Annotated in this window: 23 protein-coding genes and 1 tRNA gene; 15 read left to right on the top strand and 9 right to left on the bottom strand. The window is 64.2% G+C overall.

Annotated elements, in window-relative coordinates; translation table 11 throughout:
• Positions 1 to 91: 91 nt before the first annotated feature.
• The 4 genes from V3C40_RS06870 (at position 92) to V3C40_RS06855 (ending at position 5,191) form a co-directional block, all read left to right on the top strand.
• Positions 92 to 2,575: an alkaline phosphatase D family protein gene (locus V3C40_RS06870; RefSeq protein WP_331776978.1), complete on the top strand. Its 2,484-nt coding sequence runs from the start codon at positions 92 to 94 to the stop codon at positions 2,573 to 2,575.
• Between the two features lie 264 nt (positions 2,576 to 2,839).
• A complete protein-coding gene (locus V3C40_RS06865; protein WP_319990811.1) occupies positions 2,840 to 3,760 on the top strand; it encodes a DMT family transporter in 921 nt (306 codons plus the stop codon).
• Between the two features lie 28 nt (positions 3,761 to 3,788).
• Complete coding sequence (locus V3C40_RS06860; protein ID WP_092608131.1) at positions 3,789 to 4,178, top strand: methylglyoxal synthase; 390 nt, start codon at positions 3,789 to 3,791, stop codon at positions 4,176 to 4,178.
• Between the two features lie 23 nt (positions 4,179 to 4,201).
• A complete protein-coding gene (locus V3C40_RS06855) occupies positions 4,202 to 5,191 on the top strand; it encodes a quinone oxidoreductase family protein (RefSeq protein WP_034747141.1) in 990 nt (329 codons plus the stop codon).
• Positions 5,192 to 5,502: 311 nt separating this feature from the next.
• On the opposite strand, the gene V3C40_RS06850 is transcribed toward V3C40_RS06855, so the two are convergent.
• Positions 5,503 to 6,132 (bottom strand): DUF4136 domain-containing protein, encoded by a 630-nt coding sequence (locus tag V3C40_RS06850; RefSeq protein ID WP_072455660.1) that lies wholly within the window; start codon positions 6,130 to 6,132, stop codon positions 5,503 to 5,505.
• Positions 6,133 to 6,329: 197 nt separating this feature from the next.
• Here V3C40_RS06850 and pepN point away from each other — a divergent pair, with 197 nt between their 5' ends.
• The 3 genes from pepN to V3C40_RS06835 all read left to right on the top strand — a co-directional run bounded on the left by pepN (position 6,330) and on the right by V3C40_RS06835 (position 10,321).
• Entirely contained in the window at positions 6,330 to 8,984 is a 2,655-nt protein-coding gene (gene pepN, locus V3C40_RS06845; RefSeq protein ID WP_331776977.1) for an aminopeptidase N, read from the top strand.
• A 142-nt stretch (positions 8,985 to 9,126) separates the two neighbouring features.
• Positions 9,127 to 10,128 (top strand): class 1 fructose-bisphosphatase, encoded by a 1,002-nt coding sequence (locus V3C40_RS06840; RefSeq protein ID WP_034747152.1) that lies wholly within the window; start codon positions 9,127 to 9,129, stop codon positions 10,126 to 10,128.
• Positions 10,129 to 10,245: 117 nt separating this feature from the next.
• Positions 10,246 to 10,321: transfer RNA gene (locus tag V3C40_RS06835), tRNA-Thr, on the top strand.
• A gap of 68 nt (positions 10,322 to 10,389) precedes the next feature.
• On the opposite strand, the gene V3C40_RS06830 is transcribed toward V3C40_RS06835, so the two are convergent.
• From V3C40_RS06830 to V3C40_RS06815, 4 genes are all read right to left on the bottom strand, one after another.
• Positions 10,390 to 10,809, bottom strand: a complete 420-nt coding sequence (locus tag V3C40_RS06830; RefSeq protein ID WP_331776976.1) for a cupin domain-containing protein — start codon at positions 10,807 to 10,809, stop codon at positions 10,390 to 10,392.
• Between the two features lie 77 nt (positions 10,810 to 10,886).
• Positions 10,887 to 11,714: an AraC family transcriptional regulator gene (locus V3C40_RS06825; RefSeq protein ID WP_331776975.1), complete on the bottom strand. Its 828-nt coding sequence runs from the start codon at positions 11,712 to 11,714 to the stop codon at positions 10,887 to 10,889.
• Positions 11,715 to 11,797: 83 nt separating this feature from the next.
• Complete coding sequence (locus V3C40_RS06820; RefSeq protein WP_331776974.1) at positions 11,798 to 12,889, bottom strand: porin; 1,092 nt, start codon at positions 12,887 to 12,889, stop codon at positions 11,798 to 11,800.
• Between the two features lie 7 nt (positions 12,890 to 12,896).
• Positions 12,897 to 14,771 (bottom strand): amidohydrolase, encoded by a 1,875-nt coding sequence (locus tag V3C40_RS06815; RefSeq protein WP_331776973.1) that lies wholly within the window; start codon positions 14,769 to 14,771, stop codon positions 12,897 to 12,899.
• A gap of 244 nt (positions 14,772 to 15,015) precedes the next feature.
• On the opposite strand from V3C40_RS06815, the gene V3C40_RS06810 reads away from it, so the two are divergent.
• Positions 15,016 to 15,714, top strand: a complete 699-nt coding sequence (locus tag V3C40_RS06810) for a YoaK family protein (protein ID WP_331776972.1) — start codon at positions 15,016 to 15,018, stop codon at positions 15,712 to 15,714.
• A gap of 6 nt (positions 15,715 to 15,720) precedes the next feature.
• On the top strand, positions 15,721 to 18,801 hold the full coding sequence (locus tag V3C40_RS06805) for a sensor histidine kinase (protein WP_331776971.1): 3,081 nt from the start codon (positions 15,721 to 15,723) through the stop codon (positions 18,799 to 18,801).
• Here the strand turns inward: V3C40_RS06805 and V3C40_RS06800 are convergent.
• Positions 18,775 to 19,407: a response regulator gene (locus tag V3C40_RS06800; RefSeq protein WP_070301487.1), complete on the bottom strand. Its 633-nt coding sequence runs from the start codon at positions 19,405 to 19,407 to the stop codon at positions 18,775 to 18,777. The genes V3C40_RS06805 and V3C40_RS06800 overlap by 27 nt on opposite strands.
• Positions 19,408 to 19,617: 210 nt before the next feature.
• Between V3C40_RS06800 and V3C40_RS06795 the strand changes: the two genes are divergently transcribed.
• Positions 19,618 to 20,304, top strand: coding sequence for a hydrolase (locus V3C40_RS06795; RefSeq protein WP_331776970.1), 687 nt, complete (start codon positions 19,618 to 19,620; stop codon positions 20,302 to 20,304).
• Between the two features lie 73 nt (positions 20,305 to 20,377).
• Entirely contained in the window at positions 20,378 to 20,656 is a 279-nt protein-coding gene (locus V3C40_RS06790) for a XapX domain-containing protein (protein ID WP_331776969.1), read from the top strand.
• 44 nt (positions 20,657 to 20,700) lie between these two features.
• Here V3C40_RS06790 and V3C40_RS06785 read toward each other — a convergent pair whose 3' ends face one another.
• The 3 genes from V3C40_RS06785 to V3C40_RS06775 all read right to left on the bottom strand — a co-directional run bounded on the left by V3C40_RS06785 (position 20,701) and on the right by V3C40_RS06775 (position 23,241).
• A complete protein-coding gene (locus V3C40_RS06785; RefSeq protein ID WP_331776968.1) occupies positions 20,701 to 21,342 on the bottom strand; it encodes a response regulator transcription factor in 642 nt (213 codons plus the stop codon).
• Between the two features lie 14 nt (positions 21,343 to 21,356).
• Positions 21,357 to 22,100, bottom strand: coding sequence for a sensor histidine kinase (locus V3C40_RS06780; RefSeq protein ID WP_331776967.1), 744 nt, complete (start codon positions 22,098 to 22,100; stop codon positions 21,357 to 21,359).
• Between the two features lie 163 nt (positions 22,101 to 22,263).
• On the bottom strand, positions 22,264 to 23,241 hold the full coding sequence (locus tag V3C40_RS06775; RefSeq protein WP_219327790.1) for an alpha/beta fold hydrolase: 978 nt from the start codon (positions 23,239 to 23,241) through the stop codon (positions 22,264 to 22,266).
• Between the two features lie 187 nt (positions 23,242 to 23,428).
• Here V3C40_RS06775 and V3C40_RS06770 point away from each other — a divergent pair, with 187 nt between their 5' ends.
• The 4 genes from V3C40_RS06770 (at position 23,429) to V3C40_RS06755 (ending at position 25,427) form a co-directional block, all read left to right on the top strand.
• Positions 23,429 to 23,848 (top strand): DoxX family protein, encoded by a 420-nt coding sequence (locus V3C40_RS06770; protein ID WP_331776966.1) that lies wholly within the window; start codon positions 23,429 to 23,431, stop codon positions 23,846 to 23,848.
• 13 nt (positions 23,849 to 23,861) lie between these two features.
• Entirely contained in the window at positions 23,862 to 24,167 is a 306-nt protein-coding gene (locus V3C40_RS06765; RefSeq protein WP_331776965.1) for a hypothetical protein, read from the top strand.
• Between the two features lie 80 nt (positions 24,168 to 24,247).
• Positions 24,248 to 24,634, top strand: coding sequence for an efflux RND transporter permease subunit (locus V3C40_RS06760; protein ID WP_331776964.1), 387 nt, complete (start codon positions 24,248 to 24,250; stop codon positions 24,632 to 24,634).
• A 439-nt stretch (positions 24,635 to 25,073) separates the two neighbouring features.
• Positions 25,074 to 25,427, top strand: coding sequence for a DUF883 family protein (locus V3C40_RS06755; RefSeq protein ID WP_331776963.1), 354 nt, complete (start codon positions 25,074 to 25,076; stop codon positions 25,425 to 25,427).
• The last annotated feature ends 252 nt before the right edge of the window (positions 25,428 to 25,679 follow it).

Raw genomic sequence — 25,679 nt, 5'->3', positions numbered from 1 at the left:
GGCCCCCTGGCAAGCGGCATGGCCCCGTCATCAGGATGACATAATCTGTTGCTAAAGTGACGCGCTTTCACCATATCGAGGGCGCGACATCATGGCAAGTCAAATGGACAGGCGGCAATTTCTGAAATTGGGCGGCTTCATTACCGTCTCCGTGGCCACCGCCGGCCTGGCCGCCTGCGGCAGCACCGATTACAGCGATCCTGGCGTGCCGCTCGCTTCGGGCGGCGACTGGAAATTCCCGCAAAGCGTCGCGTCGGGCGACCCGCGCGCCGACAGCGCCATGCTGTGGACGCGCGTCGTGCCCGCCAGTTTCGACGCCGTCGCGCCCGCCGTGGCCGGCAAGTCCGACGTGGCCGTGCGCCTGATCGTCAGTGCCAGCGACAATACGGCCGCCCTGGGCAGCAACACGGCCCTGGCGGGCACGCCCATCGTCGACGCGAAATTGCCCCTGAAAGCCGATTTCGACAATACCTTGCGCCACAAGGTGACGGGCTTGCAGCCGGGCCAGGTGTATTTTTACCAGTTCATCGCCGGCGACGTGCGCTCGAACGTGGGCCGCTTCAAGACGGCGCCCGCCGCCACGGCCGACGTATCGCAGTTGCAGTTCGCCTACCTGACGTGCCAGGACTGGAGCATCAACCACTGGGGTGCGCTGTCGCACATCGCCGCCAATGAAAGCCTCGATTTCATCGTCCACCTGGGCGACTACATCTATGAAACGGTGGGCGAAGCGTTCCAGAGCGGCGCCGTGGAAAGCCGCCACGACCAGCTGAAACTGCCCGACGGCACCTTCAAAAGCGGCGCGTCCGGCGCCAAATACGCAACCACGGTGGCCGATTACCGCTACCTGTACAAGAAATACCGCACCGATGCGCGCCTGCAGGCCGTGCACGAGCGCTTTGCCTTCATCGCCATCTGGGACGACCATGAATTCACGGACGACGCCTGGCAGGACGCCTCCACCTACGAAGGCATCGTGGCCGCCGACGGCTCCGATCTGCATCAGCCGGCCCGCCGCCGCAGCGCCAACCAGGCCTGGTTCGAATACATGCCGGCCGACGTCACGTTCGATAGCGCCGCGACGACGTTCCAGAACATCCAGATCTACCGCGATTTCCAGTTCGGCAAACTGATGCAGCTGGTGATGACGGACGAGCGCCTGTACCGCGCCGACCATGCGATCGCCGAGTCGACCGTCAACCCGGCCACGGGCAAGCCGCTGGGCAGCATCGGCAGCCGCTACCTGGTGCCGCAAGCGCTGTTCGACAGCGTGGAAGGGCAGAAAATGGCGGCCGCCACCAAGGCTGGCGCCGACCCGCTGGCCGCTGTCGGCATGCTGGGCAGCACGCAGCGCGACTGGTGGAAAAGCAAGATGAAGGCGGCGACCTCGACCTGGAAACTGTGGGGCAATGAAGTGTCCTTGCTGCGCATGGGCTTGAATGGCACGGATGCGATCGCCACCTTGCTGGCGTTGAGCGCCATGAGCAAGGTGGGCCAGGCCATCGCCAGCACCCTTCCTTTGGTGGGCGGCAGCGTGCCGCTGGCGTCCGCCATCGTGGCAGCTTCCACGGCGGGCGCGGCGCAAAACGTGGCGCAAGCGGCGGCCATGGCCATTGCCGGCGCGGCAGCGAACGCCAGCGCCCAGGGCGCCGCTGCCGTGGGCGCCGGCTTGAGCGCGGCCCAGGCCGGCATCACGGTGGCCGCCTACAACAGCGCTTCGCCGGCCGCCGCCGCGCAAGTGATCGCCTTTGGCTGGATCAAGCCAGATGTGCAGGCCAAGGGCGCCGCATCGAGCTTTGTCGCCGCATCGGGCCAGCAAGCGGCGCTGGCGCCGTTCTTCACGCGCTTCCTGCTCAATTGCGACCAGTGGGATGGCTACAACAGCGAGCGCAAGAACCTGATGTCGCACCTGAAAACCAATGCCATCGGCAACGTGGTGGCGCTGACCGGCGATATCCACTCGTTCTTTGCCGGCACCGTCAGCGACGATTTCGACGCGGCAGGCGGCGGCACGCCCGTCATGGTGGACCTGGTGTCGGCCGGCGTCAGCTCGGACTCCTTCTTCAGCTACCTGAAGTCGGCCGCCGGCAGCATGGGCGATATCGGCACCCTCGTCAGCTACCCGCTGGCCATTCCCATCACGGGCCTGGGCACGGTCAATCTCGACGTCAACCTGCTCGACTACACCATGGGCAAGGCGGCGCCCACCGTCGACAGCCTGCTCGAGCAATTGCGCGTGCAGCTGCGCGGCGCCCTGGCCGCCAAGGGTGTGCCGGAAGCGCAACTGGAGGCGACGGTCGCTGCCGTGCAGGCGGGCTTGAAAGCGAGCACTGACTTCAGTGTGACCCTGCTGGGCCTGGCGCAGCAATTGTCTGGCCTGGGCAACAACCCGTGGATCAAGCATCTGAACACGGATGCGCAGGGCTACACGGTGGTCACCTTGACGCCGGGCAAGCTGGTGGCGCAGTTCAAGCAGGTGAATAAACTGATCGGCACGGCGGCGCCGGCGAACGTGATTGCACGGGTGACGACGGCGACCGTGACGGCGGGCGCGGCGGCGGTAGTCGTCTCCTAAATGCTGCACTGGGATGTTGTCGGGTTAAGCCCTTTGGGCTAACCCGACCTACGCCTGACCTGTGCGCTTTTGGGGGGCAAGCGTAGGTCGGATTAGCGCGGCAAAGCCGCGCGTAATCCGACAACATGGTTGGCGCGGTTGGTGGTGTTTGCTTGCTATGTGGTTGTTGTCGGGTTACGCCCTTTGGGCTAACCCGACCTACGTCACCTTTACCAACGGCATGGGCGTTGTAGCCGCCTTTGGCTTTTGCCTTACAATCTGGACATGAGCTCCAGTTCCCCGCAAGCAACCCCATCTTCGCTTCCCCGTTCCGTCTACCTCGGTGGCCTGGCCATCGCCGTGGGCGGGGCGGTGCTGTTTTCCACCAAGGCCATCGTCGCCAAGCTGCTGTACCGCTACCAGATCGACGCCGTCACCCTGATTGCCTTCAGGATGATTTTTTCGCTGCCCGTGTTCGCCGTCATCGCCTGGTGGAAGATGCGCACGGAGCCGCCGTTATCAAACAGCGACCGGCTGCGCCTCGTCGGGCTGGGCCTCGTCGGCTACTACCTGTCCAGCTACCTGGATTTCCTGGGCCTGCAATACATTTCCGTGGGACTCGAGCGATTGATCCTGTTCCTCACACCCACGTTTGTGCTCCTGATTACCACCGTGTACTTCAAGCAGAGCATCAGCCGCTTGCAGTGGCTGGCCTTGTTCACGTCCTACTGCGGCATCGTGCTGGTGTTCGTGCATGACTTGCAGGGCGGCGCCAGCAATGTGGCGCTGGGTTCCACTTTGGTGCTGGGCTCGGCCTGCTCGTATGCCGTGTATCTGCTGGGCTCGGGTGAACTGGTGAAACGCATCGGCTCGATGCGGCTGGTTTCCTACGCGATGTGCGTGGCCAGCTTTGCCTGCATCGCCCAATTCTTCATCCTGCGCCCCGTCGAACTGCTGATCCAGCCCATGCCCGTGTATGGTTTGTCATTGCTGAATGGCATCTTTTGCACGGTGATGCCCGTCTTCATGACGATGATCGCCGTCGAGCGCATCGGCGCGCCCGTCGCTTCGCAAGCGGGCATGATCGGCCCCGTGTCGACCCTGTTCCTGGGCGCCATGATTCTCGATGAACCGATCACCAACTGGCAACTGGCGGGCACCAGCCTGGTATTGGCCGGTATTTACTTGCTGTCGAAAAAGAAATAATTCATCCACCCACTGAAAAGTCCTCACCATGAAAACACGCATCGCCCTGATTGCCCACGACAAGAAAAAAGATGACATGATTACCCTGGCGGGCGAATACCTGGATTTTTTAAAGGGCTGCGAACTGTCGGCCACGGGCACGACGGGCGGGCGCCTGATCAATGAACTGGGCCTGGCCGTCGAGCGCAAGCATTCGGGCCCGTTCGGCGGTGACTTGCAGATCGGTTCCCTGCTGGTGGAAGGCTTGATCGATTGCGTGATCTTCCTGCGCGACCCGATGACGCCGCAGCCGCACGAGCCAGACATCAACGCCCTGGTGCGTGCCTGCGACGTGCACAACGTGGCGTGCGCAACAAATCTGTCGTCGGCGCACCTGGTGCTGTCGCAACTGCAGGCGCGGGCCAACGCGGCCGCCTGATTCACCCAGACAAGGAGATGAGCATGAGTGCAACGATTACCACCAAAGCTATCCGCGTGCAGCGCACGGGCGGCCCGGAAGTGATGGAATATGTGGACGTGGAACTGCCGCCGCCCGGTCCCGGCGAGGCGCGCGTCAGGCACGAGGCCATCGGCCTCAATTTCATCGACGTGTATTTCCGCACGGGCTTGTACCCGCAGCCGCTGCCCAATGGCCTCGGCGTCGAGGGCGCGGGCATCGTCGAGGCGGTGGGCGAGGGTGTCACGGAAGTGAAGGTCGGCGACCGGGTGGCGTATGCGGCGCGCATCAATGGCGCGTATGCGCAGCAGCGCAACCTGCCGGCAGCGCTGCTGCTGGTGCTGCCCGAGCGTATCGCTTTCGACACGGCGGCCGCCATGATGCTGCAAGGCTTGACGGTGCAATACCTGTTCCACCGCACGGTGGCCCTGAAGGCGGGCGACACCATCCTGTTTCACGCGGCCGCGGGTGGCGTGGGCCTGATCGCCTGCCAGTGGGCGAAAGTGCTGGGCGTGAACCTGATCGGCACGGCCGGCTCCGATGAAAAGGTGGCGCTGGCCAAGGCGCACGGCGCGGCCCACGTCATCAACTACAACACGGAAAACTTCGTCGAGCGCGTGCGCGAAATCACGGGCGGCAAGGGCGTCTCGGTGGTTTACGATTCCATCGGCAAGGATACGTTTACGGGCTCGCTTGACTGCCTGGCGCCGCTGGGCATGATGGTCAGCTTCGGCAACGCTTCCGGTCCCGTGCCCGCGTTTACCCTCGGCGAACTGGCCTCGCGCGGTTCGCTGTTCCTCACGCGTCCAGCCCTGTTCAGCTATGCGTCGAACCGCACGAACCTGGAAGAGATGGCGACCTCGCTGTTCGGCGTCGTCAGCAGCGGCGAGGTGCAGATCGAGATCAACCAGCGCTACAGTCTGGACAATATCGCCCAGGCGCACACGGACCTGGAAGCGCGCAAGACGACGGGCTCGACCATCATCGTGCCATGAGCGGCGGCAGTGACGGCACGCCGAAATTCGGCCGCCTGCTGATCGTGCTGTTATTGGCCGTGGCCCTGATCGGCGCGCTGACCTTTGCGGCCGAGGCGTATTATTCTTAGGAATGAAATGCAGACATGAAAAACCCGGCTGATGCAGCAATGCACAAGCCGGGTTTTTTTTAAGCATACTTCAGACTTTCCGCGCCTGACAAAACCGTAGCGAGCGGAAGGGAGCTGCGGTCGAGAAGCGCAACTGTACGAAGGTACAGTGAGCATCGCAGGCCGTAGATCGCGACGCGCAGTAGGTTTTGGCTGGCGCTCTCAGTCCACCTTGACTTCGACTTTACGGGGTACGCCGCTCTGGCCGGGGAAATCGGCAAAGGCGCTTGCCACCATGGCCGGCATCACTTGCGACGTGGCGCGCTTGTTGCTGGTCGATTGCACGGTCACGTCGTACAGTTTCTTGCCGTTGCGGTCATTGATCGTGATGCGCAATTCGCGTTCGTATTTATGGCGCACGCTTTCTTCGAGGTCCAGCGGACCATACCAGTAGGGGTTGTAGCCGAAGCGGCCATAGCCTGGCCATGCGCCGTAGCGGTAGCCATAGCGGCCAGGCCAGTAGCCTGGACCATACCAGAATGGATCGGTGGCCTGCAGCACGCGCTCAGGATAGTCGACGGTGGAGAAATTCATCGCTACGCGCAAATTGGCTGCCGCAGGGCCGGAAGCTTCGCCAAAGCCGTGCTTGGCCAGTTCCGCGCGCACCAGGTTCTGGTAGCTGCGGTATTCCAGCGTGTCGTTTTCCGCCGCTGGCGCTTCAAACGCATACGATTTGTCCTGTAATTGCGCAGGCCACTCATGAAAGACGGTGACATCGCTGCGTATGGTGGTGGCGCATCCGGTCAACAACACGGTCAATGCGGCCATCATGATGGTGAGATAACGTTTCATTGCATGACCTCCAGATAGTAGACACAATTCATCACTTAGTATTATAAGAATAGTTCTATTTGTTTCTATTCATTATTACAGAATGTTACCGAGCATGTCGGCGTGTAAGGGAATCCAACATTCCTGAGCTGAATCGCGACTATCGGGGGCTGGTGTTGGTAAAATAGGCTTTTGCCTCCGCTCCCACCCAAATCCCTATGCGCACAGACAGCCCTCAGACGATTTACCGCAAAGATTACACGCCGCCCAGCTTCCTGGTCGACAGCGTCGAACTTGGTTTCGATCTTGATCCCGCCCGCACAGTGGTGGCGAGCCGGATCCATATGCGCCACAACCCGGCCAGCACCAGCCGCAGCATTGAATTGCACGGCGAACATATCGAACTGGTGATGGTACGCCTGAATGGCAAGGTGCTGAAGCCGTCGCAGTACAAGCTGACGGCCGGCATGCTGACCATCCCCAAGGCGCCGGACGAGGTGCTGCTCGATATCGAGACCGTGCTGGCGCCGCAGGACAACACGTCGCTGTCGGGCCTGTACGTATCGAACCATAATTTCTTCACGCAGTGCGAAGCGGAAGGCTTCCGCCGCATCACCTTCTTCCCGGACCGTCCGGACGTGATGGCCAAGTACACGGTCATGCTGCGCGCCGACAAGGAACAATATCCTGTGCTGCTATCGAATGGCAACCTGATCGAAGAAGGCGACCTGGGCGACGGCCGCCATTACGCCAAGTGGGAAGATCCGTTCAAGAAGCCATCGTACCTGTTTGCCCTCGTCGCCGCGCGCCTGGTGTGCCAGGAAGAGCGCTACACCTTGAAGTCGGGCCGCGAAGTGCTGCTGCAAGTGTGGGTGGAAGAGGGCAACCTCGATAAGACCGACTACGCCATGCAGTCGCTGAAAAACTCGATCCGCTGGGACGAGGAACGCTTCGGCCTGGAGCTGGACCTGGACCGCTTCATGATCGTCGCCGTGGGCGACTTCAACATGGGCGCCATGGAAAACAAGGGCCTGAATATTTTCAATACCAAGTACGTGCTGGCCAATTCGCGCGTTGCCACCGACGTCGATTACGCGGGCATCGAAGCGGTGGTGGGTCATGAATACTTCCATAACTGGACCGGCAACCGCGTGACGTGCCGCGACTGGTTCCAGCTGTCGCTGAAGGAAGGCTTGACGGTATTCCGCGACCAGGAATTCTCGGCCGACATGATCGGCACGGACACGGGCCGCGCCGTCACGCGCATCGACCAGGTGCGCACCTTGCGCCAGGCGCAGTTCCCCGAAGACGCGGGTCCGATGGCCCATCCCGTGCGTCCCGACTCCTTTGTCGAGATCAACAACTTTTACACGGTCACCATCTACGAAAAAGGCGCCGAAGTGGTGCGCATGTACCAGACCCTCGTGGGCCGCGACGGTTTCCGCAAAGGCATGGACCTGTATTTTGAGCGCCACGATGGCCAGGCCGTCCAGTGCGACGATTTCCGTGCCGCCATGGCCGATGCGAATGGCCGCGATTTCATGCAATTCGAGCGCTGGTACAGCCAGGCTGGCACGCCCATCGTCACCGCTTCCACGCGCTACGATGCTGCCAGCCGGACGTTCGAGCTGACCCTGGCGCAAAGCTGCCCCGCCACACCGGGCCAGGCGAAGAAACTGCCGTTCCACATTCCCGTTACCGTCGGCTTGCTGGCTGCCGATGGCAGTGATCTGCCGCTGCACGTGGATGGCGTGGCAGCTGATGGCGCCACCAGCGTCGTGCTGGAATTGACGCAGGCGTCGCAGACCTTCCGCTTCACGAACGTGGCGGAAGCGCCCGTGCCGTCGCTGCTGCGCGATTTTTCCGCGCCCGTGGTGCTCGAATACGGCTATACCGACGCGGAACTGCTGCACCTGTTCCGCCACGACAGCGATCCCGTGAACCGCTGGGAAGCGGGCCAGCGCCTGGCCATGGAGCGGCTGCTCAAACTGACGGGCGCCGTCGCCGCCGGCGAGACCCTGGCGCTGGACGACACCTTCATTGAAGCGCAGCGCGCTTTGCTGGCCGACGACACGCTCGATCCTGCCTTCCGCGAGCTGGCCCTGATCCTGCCGTCGGAAACCATCATCGCCGAGCGCATGGCGCAAGTCGACCCGCAAGCGATCCATGCGGCGCGCCAGTTCATGCGCCGCACCATCGCGGCAGCCCTGAAGCCTGAATTGCTGGCGCAGTACCACGCCAACCAGACGCCGGGCGAGTACAGCCCGGACGCCCTGTCGGCGGGCAAGCGCGCGCTGAAAAACCTGGCCCTGTCGTATCTGCTGATCGCACCCGAAGCGGCGGAGCTGGACCTGGCGCGGCGGCAGTTCGACAATGCCGGCAACATGACGGACCGGGCAGCAGCGCTGGCGGCGCTGATTCATTCCGGCTCGCAGCCGCACGCGCAGGCGGCTTTGACCAGCTTCTATAGCGATTTCGAGAACGAAGCGCTGGTGGTCGACAAGTGGTTCGCCATGCAGGCGGCCGCGCCCACGACCGATGTGCAAGCCGTGCGCCAGTTAATGACGCATCCGGCCTTCACCTTGAAAAATCCGAACCGCGCGCGCAGCCTGATCTTCAATTTCACCAACGGCAATCCATCGCAGTTCCATGCACAGGACGGCAGCGGCTACGCCTTCTGGGCCGAGCAGGTCATCGCGCTCGACGCCCTGAACCCGCAAGTGGCTGCCCGCCTCGCGCGCTCGATGGACCGCTGGCGCCGTTACGTGCCCGCGCTGCAAAGCCCCATGCGCGACGCGCTGGAAAAAGTCGCCGGCCAGGCCAGTTTGTCGAATGACGTGATGGAAGTGGTCAGCAAGGCATTGGCCAATTGATTGCACGTCGGATTACGCCCTGCGGGCTAATCCGACCTACGCGCATGCATGGGCATTCATCATTTGTAGGTCGGCTTAGCGCCAGGGCGCGTAAGCCGACAGGCACCGAACGAGACGTATTTAAAACTAACGAAGGGGTTTCATGAAACGCATCAGTCTTACGCAATACCTGGTTGAAGAGCAGCGCTCGAACAACAGCATTCCGGCCGAACTGCGCCTGCTGATCGAAGTCGTCGCGCGCGCCTGCAAGACCATCAGCCACGCCGTCGGCAAGGGTGCGCTGGGCGAAGTGCTGGGCACTGCCGACACGGAAAACGTGCAGGGCGAAGTACAGAAAAAACTCGACATCATCTCCAACGAGATCCTGCTCGAAGCAAACGAATGGGGCGGCCACCTGGCGGCCATGGCGTCGGAAGAAATGGAATCGATCCACCCGATCCCGAACCGCTATCCGAAGGGCGAATACATGCTGCTGTTCGATCCACTCGATGGTTCGTCGAACATCGACGTCAACGTCTCGATCGGCACCATCTTCTCCGTGCTGAAAGCGCCGGACGGCATGGGTCAGCCGACCGAGCAGGACTTCATGCAGGCAGGCAGCAAGCAAGTGGCGGCCGGCTACGCCGTGTACGGCCCGCAAACCATGCTGGTGCTGACCTTCGGCAATGGCGTGAACTGCTTCACCCTGGACCGCGAAATGGGTTCGTGGGTCCTCACGCAAAGCAATATGCAGATTCCGCCGACGACGAAGGAATTCGCCATCAACATGTCGAACGCGCGCCACTGGCATCCGCCCGTGAAACGCTATGTCGACGAACTGCTGGCCGGCGACACTGGCCCGCGCGGCACCAATTTCAACATGCGCTGGATCGCCTCGATGGTGGCTGACGTGCACCGCATCCTGAACCGCGGCGGCATCTTCATGTACCCGGCCGACCTGCGCGACACGTCGATGCCGGGCAAGCTGCGCCTGATGTACGAAGCGAACCCGATGGCCTTCATCGTCGAGCAAGCCGGCGGCGCGGCCACCGACGGCCAGCAGCGCATCATGGACATCGCCCCGCACAAGCTGCACCAGCGCGTGCCCGTCTTCCTCGGTTCGAAAGACGAAGTGGCCCGCGTGACGGCCTACCACGCTGAGTAAAAAAACCGCACTTTTCCACGATTTTTAGCGGCCCGCAGCCAGGCCGCTAAAAAAATGCAAAAAAGTTCGCGTTGACACTAGCAAATTTTGTGCATTGTTTGTAGAATGTGGGTCTTCGCCGTTGTAGCTCAGTTGGTAGAGCAGCACATTCGTAATGTGAAGGTCGCCAGTTCGATTCCGGCCAACGGCACCAAGTTTCATCAGAAAACCCGCTTACTTGCAAAAGTCAGCGGGTTTTTTGTTATTTGTCGCTTTCCTGTTTCAGATCCACTGGTCGTTCTCCACCGTGCGCTCCCCCGCGCCGCCGTCGCCCGTGTTGACCACGCCGCGCGGTTCGATCAGCAGCAGCCTCGTTTCGGCAAGGGCGCACGGCTTGTGTTCGACACCCTTGGGCACCACGGCCATCTGGCCGGCAGTCAGCACGATGGCGTGTCCTTCCGCATAGCCAGGGCCGCGCACGGCGATGCGCAATTCGCCGTCCAGCACGATGAAGGTTTCATCCGTGTCGGCGTGCCGGTGCCACTGGAATTCGCCCAGTACCTTGACGACCTTGAATTGGTAGTCGTTCATTTCGGCGATGACGCGCGGTTGCCAGTGCCCGTCGATCAGGTCGATCTTGCCTGCCAGGTCGATGGATTGGCCCTGGCCGCGCGTGGTGGTGGTAGTGGTAGTGTCTTGCATGCTGTGCTCCGTTCAAGTGGCGATGCAGCCAGAATACGCAGGTGCTTGCCGGCCGTATTGAACGATCGTGGGTGTTTTCAGCGTGTGCTGGCGCCGCCAGCGTAACGCAGCCAGCGGCCGGGCGTGATTCCATGGGTTTTCAGGAAATGCCGCGTCATGTGGCTCTGGTCGGCAAAGCCTGCCGCCATGGCGGCCGAGGCGAGCGTCCTGCCTGCCAGTAGCAGGCGCCGCACCATCTCCAGGCGCCGCATCGTCAGATAGCGGTATGGGCTGGTGCCATAGAAAACGCGAAAGTCATGCGACAGGCTCCAGCGGTCGCGCCCCGTCGCCGCTTCGAGTTCCTCCAGGGTGACGGCGCGCGTGCAGTGCGCCTGCAAGTAGTCGCGCGCGCGCCGTGCCGCCAGGAAGTCGCCTTTTGGACGCTGCGCCGGCGTGCCGGCCGCCTCCGCCAGCGCATGCGCCAGTTCGGCCAGCGCCTCGCTCTGCTCCAGCGCTTCGAGCGGGTGGCCGTCGTGCGGCAGCAAGGCGCAGGTGGCCGCCGCCAGGCGGGGATCGGTCGACACACCGCCTTCGATGAAGGGCAGCGCGCGGCCGCCCAGCACGTCCTGGAACAGCGCCGGTTCGATATACAGCATGCGGTAACGGAAGCCGGCGTCGGTACCCGCCTGGCCATCGTGCGCCTCGTCGGGATGCAGGATCATGGTATTGCCGGGCAGGCTGTCGCGCTGGCCGCGGCGGTAGCTGAAACGCTGCACGCCCGCCAGCGTGCGGCCGATGGCGTAGGTGTCGTGGCGGTGCATGGCATAGGCCTTGCCCTGGAACCACGCCTCGATGCGTTCGATTCCCTGTACCGGTTCGGCGCACTTGACCCAGTCGCCAGGCGCCGGCGCTGATGCTCGCTTCATGGTGTCTGTTCGCAGATGCCTGCCCTGGTTGCGGAACGAAGACTGTACGCGCCGCGCGCAGGGCTGTCCATGAAAACCGTGCCTCAGAAGTTGTGCTTGATGCCCAGCGCCACGCCCGACAAGGTGGCGCCCGTCGTTTCCCCATCGCGTCCCAAGCTGTTGATGGCAAAGCCGGCGATGCCGTTGCGGCCGTTGGCCAGGCGCGTGTAGTAGGCATACAGGCTGCTGCGTTTCGACAGCTGGTAGTCGTAGCCGATGGTGGCGTGGGTGGCGCCCGTGCCGTCTCCCGCGCGCACGGTGCCGATGGTTTCCAGCGCGCTGCCGGTGGCGCTTTGCGCGTGGGCCAGACCGACACGCAGGCCGTGGCGGCCGAACTGGCGCGTGGCGGAGGCATACACCGTGCGCCGGCGCAGCTCTCCCGTCGCCGTGGCATAGCGCAGGCTTTCCAAGGCTAACGCCAGCTGCGTGGCGCTGTCGATCCGCCACGCGATGGCCAGCTTGCTGCCACGGTCGCTCAAGCCTCGTCCCTGGTAGTCGCGGTGCTCTTCCAGCGCCACGGTGGCGTACAGGGAGCCGCCGTCGTAGAGCAGGGCGGCCGACGTCAGTGCCGGATGCGCACCGTTGGCCGGCCGTTCTTCCGCCATGCCGCGCGCCACGCGCAGCGACCAGCCCTGCCACTGCGGCGTCCAGTAATGCACGCTGTTCTGCTGGCGCCGGTCGAACGAATACGTGTTGCTGGTATTGTTTTCGGTCGCGCCCGCGCCGTTGCCCATCAGGCTCATGTAGCCGGCCGTGGTGGGATAGAACGGGTCGAGCGCGGAGGTGGCGCTGTTGTAGGGCAGGGTCCAGTTGCCGGCAAACAGTGTGCCCCACGGCCCGGCAATGCCGACGCGCGTGTCGCGCGCGGCGAGGGAGCCCGCGCCTGTGTCAGGCGACAAGGTGCCCTCGACCTGGAACAGCGCCTGCCAGCCGCCGCCCAGGTCTTCGCTGCCGCGAACACCGAGTACCGAGCGGTTGTTGGACAGGCGCTGCACGCTGTCGCCGCTGCCGGACGAGCGCAGCGCTTCGAGCGCCACGTTCAGGCGGCCGTACAGCTGCACATTTTCCTGTGCCGTGGCGGGCAGGGCTGCCGCCAGTGCCAGGGCACCGGCGGCGCATGAAAACACGCGCGCCATACGCACCTCAGAACGCAAAGCAGCTGCACCCCAGCGCACCCCAGAAGCCGGAATGGCTGGACACGGGTACGGAACTCTTGCGCGCCACGTCGTGGGCGTGGGCATGCACGCCACAGGCGCCCTGGCACTGGTGCTGCTGCATGACGCTGGTTTTTTGCGGCGGCGCGGCGCGGTAGTGGCTGGCCACGTTTTTCACGGGCGACCAATCGGGCAGCACGGGAATGGCAGGCGGCGCCAGCTTGGTAAATTCCGCCTGGCCGTAGACGATCTTGCCGCCGACGATGGTAAGCACCGACTCGATCGACTTGATCGCCTCTTCATCGATGCTGAAGAAATCCGCGCTCAGCACGGCCAGGTCGGCCAGCATGCCTTCCTGGATGCGGCCCTTCTTGCCTTGCTCGCTGGAGAACCAGGCGCTGCCCGCCGTCCAGAGTTCCAGCGCCGTGTCGCGCGACAAACGGCTGCCCGCGTCGTACAGGCGCAAGCCGCCCACCGTGCGGCCGGACACCAGCCAGTACAGCGCCGTCCACGGGTTGTAGCTGGCGACCCGGGTGGCGTCCGTGCCGCCGCCCACGGGCACGCCAGAGGCAAGCATGCGCGCGATGGGCGGCGTGGCCTTGGCCGCTTCCGCGCCGTAGCGGTCGACAAAGTATTCGCCCTGGAAGGCCATGCGGTGCTGAATGGCGATGCCGCCGCCCAGCGCCTTGACCCGGTCGATGTTTTTCGGCGTGATGGTTTCGCAGTGGTCGAACATCCAGTGCAGGCCGTCGAACGGGATATCGCGGTTGACCTTTTCAAACACCGTCAGCATGCGCTCGATTGATTCGTCGTAGGTGGCGTGCAGGCGGAAGGGCCAGCGTTTCGACACCAGGTGGCGCACGACCTTTTCCAGTTCGTCGTCCATGCCGGGGGCCAGGTCCGGGCGCGGCTCGAGGAAATCCTCGAAGTCGGCGGCGGAAAACACGAGCATTTCGCCGGCGCCGTTATGACGGTAGTAATCGTCGCCCTGGCCCGGCGTGACCATCTCCGTCCACTTCTGGAAGTCCTGCAGTTCCGCGCCCTTGTTTTGCGTGAACAGGTTGTAGGCGATGCGGATGGTCAGTTGCTCTTTTTGCGCCAGTTCCTCGACCACCGCGTAGTCTTCCGGATAATTCTGGAAGCCGCCGCCCGCGTCGATGGCGCTGGTCAGGCCCAGGCGATTGAGTTCGCGCATGAACTGGCGCGTGGAATTGACTTGCAATTCGCGCGGCAGGGTTGGACCCTTGGCCAGGGTCGCATATAAAATCATGGCGTTCGGACGCGCGATCAGCATGCCCGTGGGATTGCCGGCAGCGTCGCGCACGATTTCGCCGCCGGGCGGGTTCGGCGTATTTTTATCGTAGCCGACCACGCGCAGGGCGGCGCGGTTCAGCAGGGCGCGGTCGTACAGGTGCAGGATGAAGACGGGCGTGTCCGGTGCGGCCGCGTTGATCTCGTCCAGAGTCGGCATGCGCTTTTCCGCGAACTGGAATTCGTTCCAGCCGCCGACCACGCGCACCCATTGTGGGTTTGGCGTGCGCAGCGCCTGTTCCTTCAGCATGCGCAGGGCGTCGGCCAGCGACGGCACGCCTTCCCAGCGCAATTCCAGGTTGTAGTTCAAGCCGCCGCGGATCAGGTGCAGGTGCGAGTCGTTCAGGCCGGGAATCACGGTGCGGCCACCCAGATCGATCACACGGCTGTCGGGCGTGCGGTGGCGCATGACGTCGTCTGCGTCGCCCACGGCGAGGAATTTGCCGTCGGCGATGGCCACCGCGCTCGCTTGCGGGCAGCTTTTGTCGACGGTATGGAAGCAGCCATTGAGCAGTATCAAGGGTGCGGCGGCGGGGAGGGTATGTTCTGGCATGGTGCAGCTCCATGGTTGCGGTGCGGGGAGGGCCGGCGTGCGCGGCGCGAAAGTCACGTCGGCCAGTGTAGCGGACGTTCCAGGCTTGAACACGGGCCAAAAGATCAGGTGAAGCGTGGCGCACTGGCCGAAGGACGGGGGCGCAGGCCGGCCGCATGGCTTACCATGCAGGCAGTGGCGCCGGGGCGCTTCCCTGGCGCGTTTTTTGTTTTTTAGTGCATTGCACGGTATCAGGAGTCATTCGATGGATCAGCCACCACACAGCCGCTTGTTCGGCACCAGCCTGGGATTTTTAGCCGGGTATGTCGATACCCTGGGTTTTATTGCCCTGTTTGGCCTGTTTACGGCCCATGTCACGGGCAACTTCGTGCTGATCGGCGCCGCCCTGGCGGATGCATCGCGCGTGTCCATCCTGCTGAAGTTTCTCGCTTTTCCCGCCTTTATCGCCGGCGTCGCCGTCACGCGCCTGATGGTGCTGGCCGTCGAGCGCCGCGCCGGCCCGTCGCTGACCCTGGCCATGCTGCTGCAGTGGGCCTTGCTGGCCGGCTTCATGGTGTTTGGCATCCTGGCCGAACCGATCGGCAAGGACGTCAGTTCCATGGCCATGGCGGCGGGTTTGCTGGGCACGGCCGCCATGGGCGTGCACAGCGCCACCAGCCGGCTGCTGCTGGCGCACCTGGCGCCCACCTCCATGATGACGGGGAACGTGACGCAGATCGTCATCGACACCGTCGACGTGCTGCGCGGCGCGGCCGATGCCGCCACCCATGCGCGCTGCGGCAAGTTCTTCTGGCCGCTGGCAGCCTTCGCCCTGGGCGCCATCGCCGCCGCCTTTGCCTACCTGGCTTTCGGCTTCGTAGCGCTGGCCGTGCCCCTGCTGCTGCTCGCCGGCCTGATCATCGTGCAGCACCGCAGCGGCCACGCGGCCGTGCCTGCCGCCTGACCGGCCGTGCGCCTGCCCGTCCTGGCCGCGCTGTGCTGGCTGCCCTTGCTGCTGCTGTTCAGCCCTCCCGGGCTGGCCATCGACGCGGCGCGCGGCATCCACCAGCTGCAGCACACCAGCTGGACGTCCAGGGATGGCGCACCGGACGATATCAGCGTCATCGCCCAAGGGGGCGACGGCTTCCTGTGGCTGGGCACCCATTCGGGCCTCGTGCGTTTTGACGGCCTGCGTTTCGCGCCCTTGCGCGCGCGCCAGGGCGCGTTTCCCGATACGGTGACCCTGGCCCTCAAGCGCGCGGCCGACGGCGGCATGTGGGTGGGCTGGCAAGTGGGCGGCATCAGCCATGTCAGGGATGGCGTGGTGCGCAATTACGGCGAGGCGCAGGGCGTGCGGCCCGGTTCCATCTGGGGTTTTGCCATCGACGCCACAGGCGCCGTGTGGGCCGCCGGCGTGGCCGGGGTGTCGCGCTTCGACGGCCGGCGCTGGCAGGCGATGGGGCCGGCGCAGGGCTACACGGCGCAAAAGGCCTCGGCCGTGTTCGCGGACCGCGATGGCAGGCTGGGCGTGTTCAGCGAACGGGGCCTGTTTATCTGGCAGCCGGGCCAGGCGCGCTTCGCGCCGCCCGTGGGCCGCCTCGACTTGCGCGCGCCGCCGCAGCAGGGACCGGACGGCCGCCTGTATCTGCTGGAGCTGCGCGGCATCCGCATCATCGACTCGCTCGAGCGCTACGACCAGCTCGACCATCGCTGGATCTACCGCGATACGAGCGGCACCAGCGGCAGCATGCTGGTCGACCGCCAGGGCACCTTGTGGTTCGACAGCCAGTTCGGCCTGCACCGCACGCGCAGCGCCGGCGCGCTGGAGCCGCAGCAGCTGGGCATCAGCAGCGACACGGAATCGTTCCTGCCCCGCGACGGCTTGAGCAATGTGCTGATCGGTTCCCTGTGCGACGACAACGAAGGCAATGCCTGGGTTGCCACGTATGCGGGCCTGGACCGCTTTCGCCAGGCCGCGCCCGTGATCCTCAGCGCGCGCGCGGGACCCGAGGCGCCCGAAGCCTTCCGCGCGCAGCAGCTGTCGCCCGGCACGGGAGGGCGCATGTGGCTGTCGAAGGAGGGCGATACGCCGCTGATGCTGGCGGCGCCCGACGGCAAGGTCTTGCGCGCCCCTGCGCTGGGGCCCGTCACGGCCATCATGGCGGCGCCGGGTGGTATCCGCGTCGGCACCCGCGCTGGCTTGCTGCGGCTCGATGGCGACGATGGCCGCGTGCTCGAGACGATTGCCTATCCGCCGGAAGCGGCCGCGTTGAGGCGGGTGCGCATGGCCGTGAACGCGCCCGACGGCAGCCTGTGGGCGATTTTCAGCGGCGCCGGCGTGTTCCAGTACGCCGACGGCGCATGGCGGCGCGAACCGGCCTTGCCCGAGGGCGGGCGCAAGGTGCCGCTGGCGCTGCTGGCCGATGCGGCCGGCCGCCTGTGGCTGTCCTATCCGGACGGCAGCGTGGTGGTGCTGGACGGCGGGCGCCTGGCCAGCTATGGTCCCGCACAGGGCCTGGACCTGGGCAAGGTGCCCGCGCTGATCGAGACGGGCGGCCAGCTGCTGGCGGGCGGCCAGAATGGCCTGGCGCTGTGGCACGATGGGCGCTTCGTGCCGCTGCGTGCCGCGGTGCCCGGCGTTTTCGACGGCGTGGTCGGCATGCTGCGCGCGCGCGACGGCAGCCTGTGGCTCAATACGGGCAATGGCGCCGTGCGCGTGGCCGCCGCCGAAGTAGCCCAGGCCCTGCGCGATCCATCGCATCCCATGCAGGCGCAGTTGTACGATGGCGCCGATGGCTTGAACGGCAAAATGAGTTTGCTGCATAACGACTCGATTGCCGAAGCGGATGATGGCAGGATCTGGTTTTCGCGCCAGAGCGCGACCTTCTGGATCGACCCGCGCCAGCCGGCGCCGCCGCTGCCGGCGCCGCAGGCCGAGATCGGCGCATTGATGGTCGATGGCGAGAACATCGCTGCCGCCGATTATGAGCGCCTGCCGGCCGGCACGCGCGACGTGCAGTTCGCCTACAACGCCAGCAGCCTGGGCGCGCCGTCGCGCCTGCGCTTCCGCTACCGGCTGGAAGGCTATGACAGGGACTGGCAGCATGCGGACGAGCGGCGCCAGGCGCAATACACGGGCCTGGGGCCGGGTGCCTACCGCTTCCAGGTGATGGCCATCAATGGCGACGGCGTGGCCAGCGCGGTGGCGCAATTGCCGTTCCGCGTGCTGCCCGCCTTCTACCAGACCTGGTGGTTCCGCAGCCTGTGCGCGGCGGCGCTGCTGGCGGCCGCGTATGGCGTTTGCCGCTGGCGGCTGGGCCAGCATGCCGCGCGCCTGCAGACGCGTATGGAGGCGCAGCAGGCCGAGCGCGAACGCATCGCGCGCGAACTGCACGATACCCTGCTGCAGGGAACGCAGGCGATGATCCTGCACTTTCACAATGCCAGCATGGCCATCGCCGAGGATGATCCCGCGCGCGCCGCCATGCTGCGCGCGCTCGACGACGCCGACCGCATGCTGGGCGAAGGACGCGACCACGTGCACGACCTGCGCGCCGGCGACGATGCCGGTGCGCGCTGGAGCGCCATCCTGCAGCGCGAAGGCGAACGGCTGGCGGCGCAGCACGGCATCGTGTTCCGCTATGCGGAGGAAGGCGAGCCGCGCATGCTGCATGCGCGCGCCGCGCATGAAATCTACCGCATCGCCAGCGAAGCGCTGCGCAATGCCTTCCAGCATGCGCGCGCGCAGGTGGTCGAGGTGGCGGTGCGTTATGCGTGCGGCGGCATTGAACTGCTCGTGCGCGATGATGGCCAGGGCTTGCCGCCGGTGGTGGCGGCCAATGGACAGATTCCCGGACACTGGGGCATGCCCGGCATGCGCGAGCGCGCCGCCAGGCTCGGCGCGCGTCTGTCGGTGGGCGGGCGCGACGGGGGCGGCACGCAGTGGCACCTGCGGGTGCCGGCGCGCCGCGCCTGGCCGGTGGCGCACGGCCCGCTGCGCCGCTGGTGGCAGCGCTGGCGCCGCTCAGGCGTCGAGGATGCCGCGCCGTAGCGCGATGGTGACGGCGTGGGTGCGGTCCCTGGCGCCCAGCTTGGCCAGGATGGTGCTCATGTGCGCCTTGACGGTTTCTTCCTTGATCTGCAGCAGGGCGCCCGTTTCGCGGTTGGAATTGCCTTGCGCGACCTGCTTGAGCACGTCCAGTTCGCGGTTCGACAGCACGTCGCTGCACGCATACAGCGCCAGCTCCGCCTCGATCTCGGGCGTGATGTGGCGCCGCCCCGCGTGCACGTTCTGTATCGCCGCCAGCAATTCGTGGCGCAGCGCGCTTTTCAGCACATAGCCGCAGGCGCCCGCGCGGATGGCGCGCAGCACTTGCGTGTCGCCCTTGTAGGTGGTCAGCACGATGATGCGCGCCTGCGGATGGCGCGTGCGGATGGCGCCGATCGCGTCGAGTCCGCTCATGACCGGCATCTGCAAATCCATCAGCGTGACATCGGGCAGCAGCGCGTCAAATTGCTGCGCCGCCTGCTGGCCATCGGTCGCCTGGCCCACCAGCACCACGCCGGGAAAGGCGCGCAGCAGGGCCGCGATGCCGTCGAGCAGCAACTGGTGGTCATCGGCGATGAGGACGCGTATCGGTGCCGTATCGCTGCGCATGATATTGTCTGGCAAAGAAGAGTTATCGATCAAGAGTCGTCGGAACATGGTAAGCAAAAGGTATTTTACCGCAGCGCCCGCCCTCCTGTAGGAGCTATTTCCCAGAGGCAATCAACATGCCAGCCTATATTTAGATAGTGGTGCGGGCGCGGCGCCAGGCATACGATGCACGGCAGTACCCACTCAACCCCAACCTTCATGGATGACATCATGACCAATCCGAAACTGGAAGTCCTTACCCCCGACAATTGCCAGATCATCTTCATCGACCAGCAGCCGCAAATGGCGTTCGGCGTGCAGTCGATGGACCGCCAGGCGCTGAAAAACAATACCGTGGGCCTGGCCAAGGCCGCCAAGGTGTTCAACATCCCCACCATCATCACCACGGTGGAAACGGAAAGCTTCTCGGGCCACACCTATCCAGAACTGCTGGACGTTTTCCCCGGCAAGGATATCCTCGAGCGCAGCTCGATGAATTCGTGGGATGACCAGAAGGTGCGCGATGCGCTGGCCGCCAACGGCAAGAAGAAAGTCGTCGTGTCGGGCCTGTGGACGGAAGTGTGCAACAACAGCTTCGCCCTGTGCGCGATGCTCGAAGGCGACTACGAAATCTACATGGTGGCCGATGCCTCGGGCGGCACGTCGAAGGAAGCGCACGACTACGCCATGCAGCGCATGATCCAGGCCGGCGTGGTGCCGGTAACGTGGCAGCAGGTGCTGCTGGAATGGCAGCGCGACTGGGCGCACAAGGCAACCTATGACGCCGTCATGGCCATCGTGCGCGAACACTCGGGCGCCTACGGCATAGGCGTCGACTACGCCTACACGATGGTGCACAAGGCGCCGCAGCGCATCCATGGTGACCATACGACCCTGGCGCCGGTGCCGGCCAAGTAATCGCCGCGCGGCTATGCCATGCGCCGCGCGCCTGACCGCGCGCGGCGTTTTTTTTCATCGAAAGGAATGCGCCATGAAGTTATATGTGATTTCGCTGGCCGTGGGCTTGCTCGTTGGCATCATCTACGCCGTCTTGCAAGTGCGCTCGCCGGCGCCGCCCGCGATAGCCCTGATCGGCCTGCTGGGCATGCTGATCGGCGAACAGATCGTCCCCAGCGTCAAGCGCCTGATGGCGGGTGAGCCTGTGACGGTATCGTGGCTGCGCAGTGAATGCGCGCCGAAGATCAGCGGCGTGGAAGCGAAGCCAACGCTGGCCAAGGCCGCGGCAAAGTTGGATGATGATGCAGCGTAAATGCTGGGGTCAGACCCGGCGGGTCTGACCCCGGTTCCCGGCAGCTAGAACGCGCCCAGCAAGCCGCGCCGGGCGGCCACCGTGGCCGCCTCGGTGCGGCTTGATACGTTGAGCTTGGTCAAAATATTATTCACGTGGAATTTGACGGTGCCCACCTCGATGCCGGCGCTGCGCGCGATCATCTTGTTGCTCTTGCCTGCGGACAGGTGCAGCAGAATGTCGTGCTCGCGTTTCGACAGGCGGTTCGCGTCAATGCGGCTGGCCTGCTGCGCCGCCAGTTCCGGCGGCAGGTAATGCCTGCCGGCGGCCACCTGGCGGATGCACTGCGTCAGTTGCAGGAAGCCGGAATCCTTCAGCAGGTAGCCGCGCGCGCCGGCGCGCAAGGCCTGGTGCACGCTGTCCTCGCCCTGGTAGCTGGTGAGGATGACGATCTTCGCTTGCGCGTCGTCCGCGCAGATGCGCTCGATCGCCTCGATGCCATGCATCTCCGGCATGTTCAAATCCATCAGCACCACGTCGGGCCGCAGCTCCCGGTACAGCTCCACGGCGGCGAGGCCCGTGCCGGCCTGGCCCAGCAGGCGCAGTCCAGGCAGTGATGCGATCAGCGAGGCCAGGCCGGCCAGGATCAGCGGGTGGTCGTCGGCGATCAAGAGGGTAATCGGCGGATCGGCCGGAGGCGTGGTCATGTCCATGGTTGTCCTCATAACGCTGGCAGGGTGAAATGGAAGACGCTGCCGTGGGGCGCGCCGGGCGCATGCCACAGGCGGCCGCCATGTGCGTCGACGATGCGACGGCAGATGGCCAGGCCCATGCCCATGCCGTCCGGCTTGCTGGAATACAGGGCGTCGTACAGGCGGCCGGCTGCCTGCGGCGCGATGCCGGCGCCATTGTCGGCGATGCTGAAATGCTGCACGCCCCCATCTAGGCGCGAGGACAGCAGCACCGTGCGCGGCCTGCCGCTGGTGCCCTGCAGGGCCTCGATGGCGTTCATCAGCAGGTTCAGGAGGACTTGACGGAATTGCACCGGGTCGGCGTGCAGCAGCGGGCGGCCAGGTGCCAGTTGCGTTTCCAGGTGGATGGCGTGGCGTTGCAGTGGCGCGCGCAACAGCGGCAGCAGATCCTGCACAGCGTCGTCGGCCACAAAATGATCGTGGCTGCCCGGCGTCTTGCAGACCAGGCCATGCACGCTGCGCAGCACGGCGCTGGCATGGCTGCCGGCGCTGGCGACCAGGGCCAGCGCCGCGCGCGCCTCGTCGAGGCGGGGCGGATCGTGGTCGAGCCAGCGCAAGGCGGCATCGGCATTGAGCGCAATAGCCGCCAGCGGCTGGCGCACCTCGTGCGCGACCGATGCGGCAAATTCACCCATGCCGTCCATGCCGCCCATGTGCTGCGCGTGCGCCAGGCCGGCGTCTTGCTTCTGAGGGAAATAATGCATGCTGGCCATCGCCGTGCTCCTGTCGCTGTCGCGGCGTATGCCGCATTGCAACAAGTATGCACGCGCCGTCAGGCAAGGCAGTTATACGAATGGGGGAGGCGGGCGGTTTTTTTATGCGGCGGAGGCGATAAACACCGCCGGGCGGGCCGGCGGTGCGGGGAGCGAAGAACGATCAGGACTTGATAAAGGCCAGCAAATCTTCGTTCAGGCGGTCCTTGTGGGTCGCCGGCAAGCCGTGCGGCGCACCTTCATAGATGACCAGCTTGGCGTTCTTGATGAGCTTGGCCGCAGCCTTGCCGGACGCGTCGATCGGCACGATCTGGTCGTCGCCGCCGTGTACCACCAGGGTCGGCACGGAGATTTTCTTCAGGTCGGCCGTGAAGTCCGTCTCGGAAAATTGCTTGATGCAATCGTAGGCGTTCTTGATGCCGCACTGCATGCCCTGCAGCCAGAAGGTGTCGCGCATGCCTTGCGATACCTTGTTGCCGGGACGGTTGGCGCCGAAGAAGGGCACGGTCAGGTCCTTGAAGAATTGCGAACGGTCGGCCAGCACGCCGGCGCGGATGCCGTCAAACACCGACATCGGCAAGCCGCCCGGATTGGTGTCCGACTTGACCATCTGCGGCGGCACGGCGCCCACCAGCACGGCCTTGGCCACGCGTTTTTCGCCATGGCGGCCGATATAGCGGGCCACTTCGCCACCACCCGTCGAATGGCCGACCAGGGTCGCGCCCTTGATGTCGAGCGCGTCGAGCAGGGTGGCCAGGTCGTCGGCGTAGGTATCCATGTCATTGCCCTGCCATGGCTGGCTCGACAGGCCGTGGCCGCGGCGGTCATGCGCGATCACGCGGTAGCCGTGGCTGGCCAGGAACATCATCTGGTCTTCCCAGGCGTCGCCCTGCAATGGCCAGCCGTGGCTGAAGACGACGGGCGTGCCCGTGCCCCAGTCCTTGAAGTGGATGACGGTGCCGTCCTTGACGGTGACGCTGTTGACGGTGAGCTTGCCCGGCGCGGTGGCGGCAGCGGCAGGCTTGGCGGCGGCGCTGGCGCCACCGGCGGCCAGCAGGCCCGCACCGGCGGCCACGCCGGCGACGCTGACGAGCAGCTTGCGGCGGGAAGTGACTTCTTCGGCTTCGATTTTCTTCGACATGATGCATTTCCTTCGGGGATGGGGGAGGGAGGCCGGTTACGGCCTGGACCAGTGATGGCATCGGCCAGTCTAGGCCTTCGCGCGCGCCGGCGCCTCTGCCAAAAGACCAGTCGCGCCCAAGTGTCCGCCTGCCTATGATGGCTGGCAGCGGCGCGCCGCGCCGACTGGATTTCCCACTGGAGCGATCATGAAGAAAAACTGGATGGCGGCGCTGGCCGGCCCCTTTTTACCCGATGCGGGTATGCTGTTTGCGCGCCTGACGGGCGCGCTGCTGGTGCTGCACGTGCACGGTCTGCCCAAGCTGCTGCATTTTTCCGATGAACTGGCGCACATCGACGACCCGCTGCACCTGGGCCGCGCCGTCACCCTGTATTGCGCCTTGTTCGCGGAAATCCTCTGCCCGCTGCTGGTCGCCGCCGGCTTGCTGACGCGCCTGGCCTGTTTGCCATTGCTGTTCCTGCTGGGCGTGTCGATGCTGCTCGTGCACCCGGACTGGAGCATCGCCGACGGCCAGTTCGGCTGGCTGCTGATCATCGTCTTCGGCACGATCGCCATCAGCGGCGCGGGACGCTATTCACTCGATGCGAGGTTGCGCCTGCGTGCTTGAATCAGGTAACGGCATGCGCAGCAGTGCCATGGTCAAAATACAATTTCTTATTTTTAATGCCACGATGTCGTTTATCTGGATACAATATTCAGGTGCCGTTGTCATTTCGTCGGGCTTTATTTCAATGAAGGGAAGTTGGCGAACCATGAAAATATTTGTTATCACTGCTTTGGGGACCTCAACGGGCAGTCTTATCTATACAGGACTGATGAGCGATACGCATGCATTCGACTGGCACCGTGCCGCCTTTGTGGGCGTGTTTTGTGGCATATGCGCGGCCATATGGCCAGGGAAGAAAACCGACCAAAAAACTCCCTGAAAGCCTGCCTGGCAAGTAACCGTTGCCGGTTGCCAGGAGCAGATGGTGTGGTTTTTATCTTGATAAGAGGGAGGTGTGCCGTGTCGTCGAAATCCTTCTTTTTGATGGCTGCCGCGCTCTTTGCCGTCGCAGCAGCCGCTGGCGCAAGTCAGCCGTACGCCCCTGTCGTATCCGTTCAGTACAACATCAGCGAAAGTTTGCCCGAGCAGTTGATGACTCTCATCACGACTCCGCTTGAACAGTCTTTTTACAAGCTCGAGCGGGTAGTGCAAGTCAATTCCAGCACCAGCCATGGAAGCGTTGAGATAGAAATTCAATTCGATGGCGGAACATCCGAACAGGATTTAACGCGGGTCATTCGTCAAATTGAGCAGCTCAATTTTAGCGACAGGATCCACGTCATTTCTCGAGCCGTCTTGCTTCGACCACCTCGTCTGATACATGATGCCACCCACCTGCAACCCTGACTGGCAGGGGTTTATATCAATGTCAACGCCATTTTTTAAAATTTTGCTAGCGGTGATTTTCGGGGGCGCCTGCTGGACCGTTAACCTGCCTGCCGTCATTCGCGCGGTGGTTTCTTTCTTCGCTGGATGCCGTCGCTGTGCGGGTGACTGATGCCGGCCAGGCCTGCCAAACGCACCTCGATCCCCGCCCGCCCCACCAGGCCGGCGGGGATTGTTATTTCTGGCAGGCATTTAAGTCTGCGCCTCAACGTGTGGCAGCGCACGGTGGCGTGGGGCGGACGCAGTTAAGGTAGTGCCAACAGCTTGCTGCTGATCCCGTGTTTGATATGGCTCAGCCCGGCAGCGTTTAGCCGCTTCTTTTTCCCCGAAGCGAGGAGAATCATGATTCGGTCACGGCATCGAGCATGGTTGAAATTATTCACTGTTAAAGGAAACCATCATGAACGCGATTGAAAAAACCAGCTCCGATATGAATGGCAACGCCCAGGATACCCGCCAGGACTTGCACCGCACCATCGACAAGGTGGCAGGCCAGGCCCAGCCCCTGGCCGACAAGGTGGCCACGCGCGCCCATGACAGCGTGGACCAGGTCGGTGAACGCCTCGGCCAGGTCAGCGACAGCGTCAACAAGGCTTCCGAACGCCTGATGGCGCGCGGCAAGCAATGGGGCGCCGCCTGCCAGCGTGCCGGCGAAACGGGCCGCGGTTATGTGCGTGAACGTCCGGCCGTATCCCTGCTGATTGCGGCCGCGGCCGGTTATGGCCTGTCGAAATTGCTGGGTTCGCGTAAATAAGTTCTGCGCCTTCCTGGAAGGTACTGTCGTGGGCGCTGTTCCCTTCGCCGTCATGGCGAGTGGGCCGGCGCCCATGCGCACAAGGTAGTAACAAGCAGTGTAACAAGCAGTAAAGGAGAGTGATGATGCGCTCCATTTTGTTGTGGTTGATCGGCATACCTATTCCCATCATTATTTTGATTGCCCTGTTCGTGCGCTGAATGAGGGAGTTGTAGCGTTACTTCCCGGGGCAAACTACTCACAGGAGATGTA

It is taken from the genome of Janthinobacterium sp. LS2A (genome assembly GCF_036543145.1).
Taxonomy (GTDB): Bacteria; Pseudomonadota; Gammaproteobacteria; order Burkholderiales; family Burkholderiaceae_D; genus Janthinobacterium; species Janthinobacterium aestuarii.
Note: the sequence above shows the minus strand (reverse complement) of the source record. Positions and strands in the feature narration are given on the sequence as shown.

Bases quoted from the DNA above. Each gene is read 5' to 3' on its own strand.
- V3C40_RS06860 (WP_092608131.1), top strand. From the start codon at position 3,789: ATGAAAACACGCATCGCCCTGATTGCCCACGACAAGAAAAAAGATGAC.
- pepN (WP_331776977.1), top strand. From the start codon at position 6,330: ATGCGCACAGACAGCCCTCAGACGATTTACCGCAAAGATTACACGCCG.
- V3C40_RS06775 (WP_219327790.1), bottom strand. From the start codon at position 23,241: ATGTCGAAGAAAATCGAAGCCGAAGAAGTCACTTCCCGCCGCAAGCTG.
- V3C40_RS06810 (WP_331776972.1), top strand. From the start codon at position 15,016: ATGGATCAGCCACCACACAGCCGCTTGTTCGGCACCAGCCTGGGATTT.
- V3C40_RS06830 (WP_331776976.1), bottom strand. From the start codon at position 10,809: ATGCAAGACACTACCACTACCACCACCACGCGCGGCCAGGGCCAATCC.
- V3C40_RS06870 (WP_331776978.1), top strand. From the start codon at position 92: ATGGCAAGTCAAATGGACAGGCGGCAATTTCTGAAATTGGGCGGCTTC.
- V3C40_RS06850 (WP_072455660.1), bottom strand. From the start codon at position 6,132: ATGAAACGTTATCTCACCATCATGATGGCCGCATTGACCGTGTTGTTG.
- V3C40_RS06770 (WP_331776966.1), top strand. From the start codon at position 23,429: ATGAAGAAAAACTGGATGGCGGCGCTGGCCGGCCCCTTTTTACCCGAT.
- V3C40_RS06820 (WP_331776974.1), bottom strand. From the start codon at position 12,889: ATGGCGCGCGTGTTTTCATGCGCCGCCGGTGCCCTGGCACTGGCGGCA.
- V3C40_RS06795 (WP_331776970.1), top strand. From the start codon at position 19,618: ATGACCAATCCGAAACTGGAAGTCCTTACCCCCGACAATTGCCAGATC.
- V3C40_RS06765 (WP_331776965.1), top strand. From the start codon at position 23,862: ATGCGCAGCAGTGCCATGGTCAAAATACAATTTCTTATTTTTAATGCC.
- V3C40_RS06780 (WP_331776967.1), bottom strand. From the start codon at position 22,100: ATGGCCAGCATGCATTATTTCCCTCAGAAGCAAGACGCCGGCCTGGCG.
- V3C40_RS06785 (WP_331776968.1), bottom strand. From the start codon at position 21,342: ATGACCACGCCTCCGGCCGATCCGCCGATTACCCTCTTGATCGCCGAC.
- V3C40_RS06840 (WP_034747152.1), top strand. From the start codon at position 9,127: ATGAAACGCATCAGTCTTACGCAATACCTGGTTGAAGAGCAGCGCTCG.
- V3C40_RS06755 (WP_331776963.1), top strand. From the start codon at position 25,074: ATGAACGCGATTGAAAAAACCAGCTCCGATATGAATGGCAACGCCCAG.
- V3C40_RS06825 (WP_331776975.1), bottom strand. From the start codon at position 11,714: ATGAAGCGAGCATCAGCGCCGGCGCCTGGCGACTGGGTCAAGTGCGCC.
- V3C40_RS06815 (WP_331776973.1), bottom strand. From the start codon at position 14,771: ATGCCAGAACATACCCTCCCCGCCGCCGCACCCTTGATACTGCTCAAT.
- V3C40_RS06790 (WP_331776969.1), top strand. From the start codon at position 20,378: ATGAAGTTATATGTGATTTCGCTGGCCGTGGGCTTGCTCGTTGGCATC.
- V3C40_RS06865 (WP_319990811.1), top strand. From the start codon at position 2,840: ATGAGCTCCAGTTCCCCGCAAGCAACCCCATCTTCGCTTCCCCGTTCC.
- V3C40_RS06800 (WP_070301487.1), bottom strand. From the start codon at position 19,407: ATGCGCAGCGATACGGCACCGATACGCGTCCTCATCGCCGATGACCAC.
- V3C40_RS06855 (WP_034747141.1), top strand. From the start codon at position 4,202: ATGAGTGCAACGATTACCACCAAAGCTATCCGCGTGCAGCGCACGGGC.